Below are 10293 nucleotides of genomic sequence, written 5' to 3'. Positions count from 1 at the left end.
GCGGGACGAGATGATCCTGCGGGTCCGCGTGCCGACCACGCCGCTCGGCCGGGCTTCGACCTACCACAAGATCCGGGACCGGGAATCTTACGCCTTTGCTCTCGCTTCGGCGGCCGTCGCGCTGCGGGTGGAGGGAGAGGTGGTGCAGGAGGCACGCATCGCTCTCGGTGGCCTCGCCACACGCCCCTGGCGGGCGCGGGAGGCCGAGCAGGGGCTGGTCGGGCAGCGGTTGACGCCGGAGGTGGCCCGCGCCGCCGGTGATGCCGCCCTGCGCGACGCCCGGCGGGGCGGCGCGTTTCGGCTGGGATCGACGCAGCATGGCGCCCGGCTCAATGCGGGCTCCGGACGGCGCGCTGGTCGGCTGGGGCGTTGCAATCGGCGCCTACAAGGCCGCGACCGCGGCAGCGGTGGCCCGGCTCCGCCTCTCAGCCGGCGGGGAGGTCCGCCTCAGCGTCGGCGGGCATGAGATGGGGCAGGGCATGCGCAACGCCATCGCCGCGGTGTTACAGCGTCGCCTTGGCGTTGGGCCGGCGCAGATGGTGCTGGAGATCGGCAGCACCGGCACAACGCCCCAGCACCTCACTGCCGGCTCATGGGGCACGGCAACGACGGTCCCGGCCGCCGACGCCGCCTGCGAGGCGCTGCTGCAGGCCCTGGACACGCTGCCAGCCGGCAGCAGCCTTATGGAACGGCTGCGCGCCGCCGGTCGCCCTTTCCTGGAGGTGGAGGTGAGTCGGCGCGCACCGGGACAGCCGGAGACGGTGATGGGCCGCCTGACGAACGGCCTACCAGCGGCGGCAGGCCCGGCCTATCCCGACTTTGTCAGCTTCAGCCACGTCGCGCATTTCGTGGAGGTGCGGGTGGAGCCGGCGACGCGCCGCATCCGCGTGCCGCGCGTGGTCAGCGTGGCCGATTGTGGCCGCGTGGTCAGCCCACGCACGGCGGCCAGCCAGCTGCGCGGCGGCGTGGTCTGGGGCATTGGCGCCGCGCTGCGAGAGGTAAGCGAAGTGGACGCGCGGCACGGCGGCTTCCTTAATGCAGACTTGGCCGAGTACGTGATGCCCGTTCATGCTGATGTCGGCGTGATCGAGGTCGATTTCGTGGATAAGCCCGATCCACAGCTGAACGGGCCGGGCGTGAAAGGACTGGGCGAGGTAGCAATGGTGGGCGTAGCACCAGCCATCGCCAACGCCGTGCACCATGCGACAGGGCGCCGGCCACGAACCCTGCCGATCCGGGTGGAAGACCTGCTCTGAGAATTGCCGGGTAGAGCTTCTCGGCCCCCTGCCCCAGCAAGGCCTGTCCACCGCGCGCTGGCAGGCTCATGACCCTGTCAGTCCCCCGTTCCGCAACACGGAAATACTCTGGCAGGAGGATGGTTGGCGTCCAGCCAAGGGCCAAGCGAGTGTGGATAAGGGTGCGAGAGGGGAACGCTCCAGCCTAACATAATGCGCCCTGATGCGACTCCCGCCCAATTGGCTCATTGCTGAGAATCTAACATCCGCCAAGGGTCTCAGCGCTTGTCGATGTTCCAGAACACGGGTACGGGCGAGGGCAGCACGCCCGAGAGGCTGGTGCGGTAGGCGACCATCGTGAAGGATTGGCCGAGCAGGCGGTAGGGATGGACCTCCGCAAGACGCCGGTGCAGGCGTTCCAGCAAGGCTGGCCGGTCGGCGTCGGAGGCGTTGATGTACGCGCGCCGCAGGACCTCGGCGGCCTCGTCGCAGGGCCAGCCAGCGAAGTTGCTTCGGTCGCAGGCGGTGTTCACGCCGATGTTCGTCATCGGGCTCCACATCAGCGGACCGGGTGCACCGGTGACGTAGATGTTCCATCCGCCCTGCTCCGGCAAAGCCTGGCTGGAGGTACGGGTGATCACGCTGGGCCAGTCCATCCATTGCAGGTCGACGTTCATGCCGGCCTGACGCATCGCCGAGGCCGTCACTTCCGCCATGCGGCCGAAGAAGGGGATCTCGGTCGTGGTCGGGAAGACGATCCGCTCGCCGCGATAGCCGGCCTCGGCCAGGAGCTGGCGGGCGCGGGCAAGGTCGCGGCCGAAGCTTTCGGCCCCGGCCTGGGTGCCGTTCGGCGATCCGCAGACGAAGAAGGCGTTGCAGCGGCTCCAGTAGGTCTCGTCGCCGTAGCCGGCGGCCAACGTCTCCGCCTGGTCCACGATGTAGGCCAGCGCCGCCCGGGCTCGGACGTCGTTGAAAGGTGGGTGCAGGGTGTTGGGGCGCAGCATCGCCTGGCCCGCGAGGTCGGTGAGGCGCGTCACCCGGATAGCGCGGTTGCGCGACAGGACGGGGAGGAGGTCGAGGGAGGGGCGCTCGATGAAGTCCACCTCGCCGGCCTGAAGGGCCGCGGCGGCAGTGGCGGGATCGGGGAGGATGCGGAACTCCACGCGATCCACCCTCACCACCCGGCCGCCGGCGAGGCCGTCCGGCGGCTCGGCTCGGGGCACGTAGTCGGGATTGCGGTCGTAGACCACGCGGTCGCCACTGACGCGTGCGGCGGCATTGAAGCGGAAAGGTCCGGAGCCGATGAGGGTGGTCGCGGGGCGGCCGCGTTCCGGGATGTCAGCCGCGCGCATGATCGCGGCGAAGCGCGACGGCGCCGCGGCGAGGATGGAGACCATCGCCGGGAAGGGTTCCCTCAGCGTCCACTCGAAGCGGCGATCGTCCACCGCAGTCATCCCCGTGGTCACGGCGCCGATGCGGGTGGCCGTCGCGTCGATCGTCATCCAGCGGCGGAGGGAGGCGATGACATCGGCGGTCGTGACGGGCGAGCCGTCGTGGAAGTGCAGGCCTTCGCGAAGGGTGAAGTGCCAGCGCAGCCCGTCCTCCGACACGCCCCAGTCCGAGACCATTTGCGGCCGGGGCTGCATATTCGAATCCCAGGCGAAGAGGGATTCCCAGACCATCGTGCCGTGAATGGTCGAGATCCAGGCCGTGCCGAAGACGGGGTCGGTCACGGCCACGTCGGCCTGCGGGACGACCCGCAGGACGCTTCTAGGCTCCTGAGCCCTGGCCGGCGCGCAGAGCAGGGCTGTTGCCAGCACGGCAGCATGGATGACGCGGGTGGTCATGCGGAGGTCTCCTCGTTCTTCTCTTTTGTTTCGTCGCGGGCAAAGGCGCGTTCCAGGACGTGGCCGGCCCGAAGCACCGTCTCCTCGTCGAAGGGACGACCGACGATCTGCACGGCGAGCGGCATCCCGCCCCGGCCGAAGCCGGCTGGTACGCTCATCGCGGGGTGGCCCGTGACGTTGAAGGGGCTGGCCTGCAATGGCCAAGCGGTCGGTTCGGCGCCTACGGCCGCAACGGGCGCGACGTCCAGCGAGATGGCGGTGAGGAGGAGGTCCGCCCCCTGCATGACGCCGTCAAGTGCGGCCGTGAGGTCGCGGCGGAGGCGCAGCGCGTCCAGGTAGTCGGCCGCGCTGATCGCGACGCCGGCCGCGAAGCGCCGCGCCGTGATCGGGGCGAAGCCGCGGGGGCCGCGGCGCAGGGCGGGGGCGTGGATCGCCAGAGCTTCCGCCGTCATGATCACGCGGTTAACGGCGAGGAAGAGATCGTAGTCCGGCAGGGTCACGTCCGTCACCGTCGCGCCGGCGGCGCGCAGGTAGTCGATCGCAGCCTCGATGGCGTCGCGGGCCTCGGGGGCGAGGAGAGGGGAGGCCGCAAAGAAATGGCGGGGAACGCCGATCCGCAACGCTTCTACGCCGTCACCCAGTCGGGCGCGGTAATCCGGCACGGGACGATCGACGCTTGCCTCGTCCCGCGGATCGTGCCCAGCCATGACGCCGAGCGCGATCGCGGCGTCCTCCACGCTCCAGGCGAGAGGACCGACATGGTCGAGGGTCGGCGCGAGGGGGAAAGCGCCGCGGCAGGAGACGCGACCGAGGGTGGGCTTCAGCCCGACGATGCCGCACCAAGCGGCCGGGCCACGGATGGACCCGGCTGTGCAGGATCCGGGCGCCATCCGGATCATCCCCGCGGCCACGGCAGCGGCCGAGCCGGAGGAGGAACCACCGGGAATGCGCCCGGGGTCTCGGGGATTGCGCGCTGGGGGGAAACGCGCCTCCTGCGTCGGGCCGCCGAGGGCGAACTCGTAGGTCTCCAGCTTGCCGAGGATGACCGCGCCGCCCGCGCGCAGGCGGGCGACGACCGCTGCGTCCTCTGCGGCCGGCGTGTCGGGGCGGGTGCGGGAGTTGCAGGTTGTCGGCCAGCCGGCGACGTCGAAGATGTCCTTGATCGCCGTGGGAATGCCGTGGAGGGGGCCGCGGTCGTGGCCGCCCGCGAGTTCCGCGTCGGCCCGAGCGGCGTGGGCAAGGGCGGCAGTGGGGTCGAGGCGCACGAAGGCACGGATGACGGGGTCAGTCGCGGCGATCCGGGCCAGGGCGTCCCGCGCGAGGGAAACGGCGGTGAGGGTACCGTCACGCAACCCGCGTGCTGCCGCGGCGAGGGAGGGCGTGCCCTCGACCATGGCGGTGGGGCGGGGATAGGCTTCAGGCCTCATCGCGTGTCGCCCTCGGGCACCGCGCGACGAGGTGGGATAGCGAGCGGAGCTGACATGTCGGAGCGACGGTACCAAGAGCCGGCGATCGCGGCGACTCCCGACAGCGGAGAGGTCGAACTGGTCGAGGCGTTGGCACGGGCGGGGATCGCCCTGCCACCGGAATGGCTTGCCGCGACGGCCGCGGAGTACCGCGACCTTCGAGCGAAGATCGCGCGACTGCGCGAGTAGGCGGCCCGTCCTGATACCTTTCTGCCCTATGGACTGACTACTCAGGAGGGCGCAGTTGAACACGGCTGGGTGGTGACGCGTAATCCAGGCCGAGGCGCATAGAGGATGGATGAGGCTGGCGCGTGGCTCTCTGGGAAACCGCAGCGATGCGTCGAGCCTCGGCGGACCGTCAGCAGCTACCCCCAGGGTGGCGCGCGTGTGAGTAGGCGACCCGCTGGCTCTCGCCTGAGATATACTGGGAGATGCAGCGCCCATTCACACACGGGCGGGATCGGCTGCTGCGGGCGGAGCGGCATGGGGATACTCAAAGAGGAATTTCCGCAACACCGCTACCCAGCTCTTCGCGCTGACTTTTCCAACAATGCCCTACCGTTGGTGGACGGTGAACAGGCCGTGAAGCCGCAATTCGTCCTACGCAAATGTCGTACGGGCTTCAGCGTGAGGCAACGTGGGATGGTGGAGGAGCAGATCGTAGGGGCACTTGGCGTGGAACGATCTCGGAGGCAGGCTTGATGGTCGGATGCCAAGCATTCCGCAGGTCCGGCAGCTCCTTCGCCGTCGTCCAAGCCCAGGTCAGTATGAGCGCGACGATGAGCGGCTCGAATGGGGATCCCGCTCTGCACAATGGCAGTGCCCAGGTGCCTCGGACTGGCCAGAGCAGACGCAAGCCACGCGGCGTCAGCAGATCGGCGCCGAGATGCGAGAGGTATCCCACTGTCAGGGGCCACGCGAGGTGGGGAGAGGCCTGCTGCTGAAGCGCGAGCCAAGCGCAGGCCGCCACGGCGAGGAGTGAGTGGGTGATGCCGCGGTGACCGAAGATTTTGGCAATCAGGTGAGACACCGGCCGTATCCGCTGGCCTGCCCAGGACTTCGGATGGTCGATGTCGGGCAACAGTGCGCCGAACACGGCTAGGCCGAGACAGGTGGGGGACGCCGCCGAGAGCCCCAGATGAGGAGCGGCGGCGAGCCAGGCTGCCGCTCCTAACGCAATGTGTGACCCAGCCATCATCGCGACTGGGTCCCTTTGGCCCCAGATCTTCAGCATGTAATGCAGGACTTCGGGATACAATCCTGCAATTGTTCATTTTCTTGTCTGGTCTCGTATCATGCCTGCGCCGGCTCTGAGCGTCGCGATCCGTAACCCACGCAGGATCAGGGGGCGATCTGAATGCCTTGGGCATCCGAGGGAAGTGGCCCCACCACATGACGAAGTAGCGGACCTAACGGAGGCCAGCTTAGCGTAACACCCTGCCGCCATGCGGGGCCGTCCGTCTCCCCTCGCCAAGTTCCCAAGGCAGTCTTGAGCCGCCTATCGGCGGATGGGAAACATAGATAACCGTGCAGGTCGAGGAGCCTTCGAGCCGTCAGGTGATGCTTCCCGCAACCTCTTGTCCAGCCTGGTAGACGCGTACGATACGGCGCGTGTTGCGGATGCTGGCTGTCGGGTCCGCGTCTAGCACCACGAGGTCGGCACGCAGACCATCTCGAACACTGCCGCGATCAGTGAGGCCGAGGAGTTGTGCGGACTTAGCGGTGGCAATGTCGAGAGCCTGAGCCGGGGTGAGACCGGCCTCAACCATTAGCTCCAGTTCCCGATGTTCGGCGAAGCCCTGGACACGGAGCGGGGTGCCGCCTGAATCCGTACCGAAGGCGACGGGGATTCCGGCGTCATGGATGCGCTTCAGATTCAGCTTGTTGATCCGCACATCCGACCGGCGCGGGGCGGCACGGCCGAGTTGAGCCGCGCGCCAGGCCGGATCCCGCATGCGGGCCACCATTGCGGGATCGAGTGCGGCACGCAGGAAGGGGTCTTCTGTGATCGCGGGATCGTCGGCGTAGAGGTACTCGGCCTCGTCAATCTGGATTGTGGGGATGTACCAGGTCCCGCGCTGCCGCATGAGCGAGAGCAGGCCGTCATCCACCTCCTTGTCGCGGATACCGTGGGCGAGGATGTCTACGCCGGCCCCCACCGCGAGACGGGCCTGGGAGAGGTCGTGGATGTGAGCCGCGACCCTCAACCCGCGCGCGTGTGCGGCCTCGACAGCAGCGCGCGCCATCTCGGGGGTCATCTGGGGTACCGTGTCACCGAGGCCATCGATCCAGACCTTGACGATGTCGATTCCTTTGTCGGCCAGGTCGTTCACGCCCTGGCGCATGGCGGCGGCGTTGGCGGGACGGATGACCTGATCATCGGACAGGTTCATAGGCCCAGCAGGAGGCGCACCTTCCGGCATACCCAGACCCGGACCGGCGCCGAGGAGAAGCGCACCGCGGAGGCGGCCGGTACGGCTTTCGGCACGGAGCTCGTGAAAGAGGGGGGCATTGAGGCCGAGTGAGGCGGCAGCGCCAATCCCAAAGGCTTGGTAGCGGCGGAGTTGCGCCTCGACGTTCTCGCGCGTGTAGTATTGGCGGCCAGAGGTCGCGCCGGAGGTGTGGCCGATGTGAGAGTGAGCCGCGATCATGGCGGGGATAATGTACCGGTCGGAGAGGTCCACGCGTTGCGCCCCGTCCGGCGCCGCATCCGTGCCGAGGATGCGGACGGCACCGCTGGCCATCAGCAGACGCGTGGGTGACGTCATGGCACGGCCGTCGAAGAAGCGGACGTTGTCCAGCAGGATGGATGGTGCTGCTTGGGCGCGGGCGGGAGAAAGGCGCGCAACGGGAAGCCCGGCAAGGGCCAGGGCGAAGCTGCGACGGCCGAGGCGCATGGACGTTCTCCCGGATCGTTTGCTTCGAGGGACGATGCGCGTCCTTCACCCGGCCGTCCACTGGTGACTTGCGCAGACCTACGGGTTCAAAGGACATCGGGAAGTCTGAACCCGGCCGGACCTGACCCGGTCAAAGCCGGCCACGACCGGTCATCAAGCCTCCACATTAATGGTGTCAAGCCACACCCGGAGGAGCCGACCGGCCATGACCAGGATCGATCCTACCCCTGCAGCAGCGGCCCTTGTCGCCGTCTACATCGCCAAACTCAGCAGCGAGGTGCTGATCGAGGTACCCGCTGCCCGCCGCCGCCGGCTGATGGCGACTAACACCCGTCCCAAGCACGACCGGCTGGTTGCCGAGCTGCAGGCCTTGGGGCATCTGACACCATCGGCCTGGAGCAGGCCGGCCACTACCACCGCCCGCTGGCCTGGCGTCTGGTGCAGGCCGACTTCGACACTCAGACGATCTCTTCCGTAGTTGAAGCCTGTTGCCGGTAATCCTGCCCGCAGTCCTCGCGACTCAGCGAGAGTCCGCCCGCCAGACGCCCCAAACAATCGGCTTGTTCGCGGCCCAAGGACGGTAGCCGCGGATCCGTGGGTTCCAGGCCTCCAGTGACGGATCGTAGTACAGGCCGACAATCGGCACCTGTTCCGCCATCAGGCGATGCAGCTCCAGGAAGGTGGCGCGTCTCGGCCCAGGATCGGACACGCGGCCGCTCTCCGCTGCCAGCTCGATGGCCCGTGGGTCTTCCCATTGCGCCGTCGCCGCTTCGTCCTTGCTGCCGACGAAGGCTCCCAGCATCAGCGAAGGATCGAAGCGCGCAGAGAAAGAGAATGCCTGTAGCGTGAACTGACCGCGCTGGTAGCGCTCGAGCTGTGTCGCCCAGTCGATCACCTCCAGCTCGGCTCGTATTCCAACCGCCGTCAGCATCGCCTGCACCAGCACGGCAGACTCGTACATGCCATCGTAGCGTCGATTGGTCTGGATGCGGAGGACTTGCCCGCCATAGCCGGCCTCCCGCAACAGAGCGCGGGCCCGGGCGGGGTCGTATGCCGGCCAAGCCTCAAACTCCGGCCCGAAGAAGGCGGATGGCCGAGGCACTACGGAAGGCCCCGCATTCGCCGCGGACCCGGTGCGCGCCTCCGCAATAGCGGCCCTGTCGATCGCGTGGGCAATGGCCCGCCGCACCCGCACGTCTCGCAGCAGCGGGTCGCGGGTGTTGAGCAGCAAGGTGTTCCAGCCAAGGCCGGGGATGTTCGCTACCTGCATTCTCCGGTTCCGCGCCCCCTGCGCCCGCAGGGCAGGAAGGTCGGTGAGAAGGTCCACCTCCCCGGAGTAAAGCGCCGCCTCGGCCGCGGCCGCGTCGGGGATGACGCGAAAGCGTACCTCGTTCAGATAAGCCCGGCGAGCACCGGCATAGCCGGAGGACTCTTCCTCCAACGGTACGTAGGCGGCGAAGCGTTCTAGTCGGATGAATTGACCGGGTCGCCACTCTGCCAGCCGATAGGGGCCGGTCGCGATCGGTGCCCGCCAAGCACCATCTGCCCCGATGCTGTCCGGATGCACGGGCGCGAAATTGCACTGTGGCGAGGCCAACCAGGGTAGGAACACCGCGCTCGGCCCCTGTAGGCGGAAGACAACCGTATCGGGTGCAGGTGCCTCGACCGCCGTCACGTTCAGGGTGCGGCTGGTGAAGATGCGCTTGCAGGGCCAAGCCGGGTTCGTCCCCATACGCCGTTCCCACAGCCACCGCACATGCTCGGAGGTGACCGGCTGGCCATTGTGGAAGCGGGCACCAGCCCGAAGCGTGAAGGTATAGGTTGCGCCATCCTCGCTGATAACCCATCTGCTCGCCAGCAGCGGCCCGACGGAAAGGTCCGCGCGATGCGCGACGAGCGTCTCCGCGACGACATGCATTACAGTATCGGTGTTGCCGTCGCGGTTGATGCCGGGCTCGGTGGAGCGGATGTCCGCGTTGAGCACGATCGTCATCGTACCGCCAATCCGCGGCTGGTCCGCCGGCTGCGCCAGTGCAGGCCAAGCCAGCAGCGCTGCCACGGCGGAGATGAGGGAGCGCTTCATCCGGGTTCCTCCATCGAATCGGGTCCGGCCAGAAGCCGGTCGAAGAAGTTGCAGGCGCGGGCCGCGAGCGGTGCGCCCTGGTGCGCCACGCCGGGGACTGACTCGTGCAGCACGTCGGTACCGAGGTCGCGCAACGCCTCCACCAGTGCCGCCAGTCGTGCCGGCCGATCTGCTCCCGCGAGCCGGTATTCCGGTCGGTCCCACACGCCACCAGGCTGGGGCGTGATCTCCCAGGTCTCGGTGTCATCCTCCCCCACGACCGCGTGCACCGGCACGCGCGCAAGGGCGTTTCTGTCGAGCGAACGCCCGAACACCGTAACCATGTCCGCGGTCCCGACCCACCAGGAATGCTCTGCTACAGGCAGGGTCACGATGCCTGGCGCCGCAACGGACACGCCGCAGAGTCGCTGCGGGTGCACCAACAGGAAGCGATGCGCGAAATGTCCGCCACCGGAGAATCCGAACAGGAAGAAGCGTTCCGTCTCGATCCGCCAGGTTCGAGCCGCGTCCTCAATCATCGCCAGTAACACGAGGTCAAAGCGCAGCCCGTGAGCCGCCAGCCGCTTGTAGGCCCCGTCGTCCTCTCCATCCGGGATGCCGACGGGAAACAGCGGCGCCAGTACGATCGCTCCGTGCCGGTCAGCCAACTCGACGAACCAGGCCACCGTCCGGGCATTGTCCCGCAGACTACCATGCACCGCGACGATTAAGGGACGCGGCGGCCCTACGGGATCGTGGTCCCGCGGCACGTAGCAGACATACGAG

8 protein-coding genes are annotated in these 10293 nt (G+C 68.1%); 2 read left to right on the top strand and 6 right to left on the bottom strand.

Annotated features, from left to right (window positions below; genetic code table 11):
- The first annotated feature begins 260 nt into the window (after positions 1–260).
- Positions 261–1256, top strand: a complete 996-nt coding sequence (locus tag ACP6CK_RS29465; protein ID WP_426960093.1) for a xanthine dehydrogenase family protein molybdopterin-binding subunit — start codon at positions 261–263, stop codon at positions 1254–1256.
- Between the two features lie 257 nt (positions 1257–1513).
- Here ACP6CK_RS29465 and ACP6CK_RS29460 read toward each other — a convergent pair whose 3' ends face one another.
- On the bottom strand, positions 1514–3082 hold the full coding sequence (locus ACP6CK_RS29460; RefSeq protein ID WP_426960092.1) for an ABC transporter substrate-binding protein: 1569 nt from the start codon (positions 3080–3082) through the stop codon (positions 1514–1516).
- Positions 3079–4509: an amidase gene (locus tag ACP6CK_RS29455; RefSeq protein ID WP_426960091.1), complete on the bottom strand. Its 1431-nt coding sequence runs from the start codon at positions 4507–4509 to the stop codon at positions 3079–3081. Before ACP6CK_RS29455 ends, ACP6CK_RS29460 begins: the two co-directional genes overlap by 4 nt.
- Positions 4510–4563: 54 nt before the next feature.
- Here ACP6CK_RS29455 and ACP6CK_RS29450 point away from each other — a divergent pair, with 54 nt between their 5' ends.
- Complete coding sequence (locus ACP6CK_RS29450; RefSeq protein WP_426960090.1) at positions 4564–4737, top strand: hypothetical protein; 174 nt, start codon at positions 4564–4566, stop codon at positions 4735–4737.
- 433 nt (positions 4738–5170) lie between these two features.
- Here ACP6CK_RS29450 and ACP6CK_RS29445 read toward each other — a convergent pair whose 3' ends face one another.
- The 4 genes from ACP6CK_RS29445 to ACP6CK_RS29430 form a co-directional block, all read right to left on the bottom strand.
- On the bottom strand, positions 5171–5743 hold the full coding sequence (locus tag ACP6CK_RS29445; RefSeq protein ID WP_426960189.1) for a metal-dependent hydrolase: 573 nt from the start codon (positions 5741–5743) through the stop codon (positions 5171–5173).
- Between the two features lie 358 nt (positions 5744–6101).
- Positions 6102–7445, bottom strand: coding sequence for an amidohydrolase family protein (locus ACP6CK_RS29440; RefSeq protein ID WP_426960088.1), 1344 nt, complete (start codon positions 7443–7445; stop codon positions 6102–6104).
- A gap of 520 nt (positions 7446–7965) precedes the next feature.
- Positions 7966–9528 (bottom strand): ABC transporter substrate-binding protein, encoded by a 1563-nt coding sequence (locus tag ACP6CK_RS29435; RefSeq protein WP_426960086.1) that lies wholly within the window; start codon positions 9526–9528, stop codon positions 7966–7968.
- Complete coding sequence (locus ACP6CK_RS29430; RefSeq protein WP_426960085.1) at positions 9525–10193, bottom strand: alpha/beta hydrolase; 669 nt, start codon at positions 10191–10193, stop codon at positions 9525–9527. The genes ACP6CK_RS29435 and ACP6CK_RS29430 overlap by 4 nt, the downstream gene beginning before the upstream one ends.
- Positions 10194–10293: the final 100 nt, after the last annotated feature.

The sequence above is a fragment of the Muricoccus radiodurans genome (assembly GCF_050154705.1).
Classification (GTDB): Bacteria; Pseudomonadota; Alphaproteobacteria; order Acetobacterales; family Acetobacteraceae; genus Roseomonas; species Roseomonas radiodurans.
Note: the sequence above shows the minus strand (reverse complement) of the source record. Positions and strands in the feature narration are given on the sequence as shown.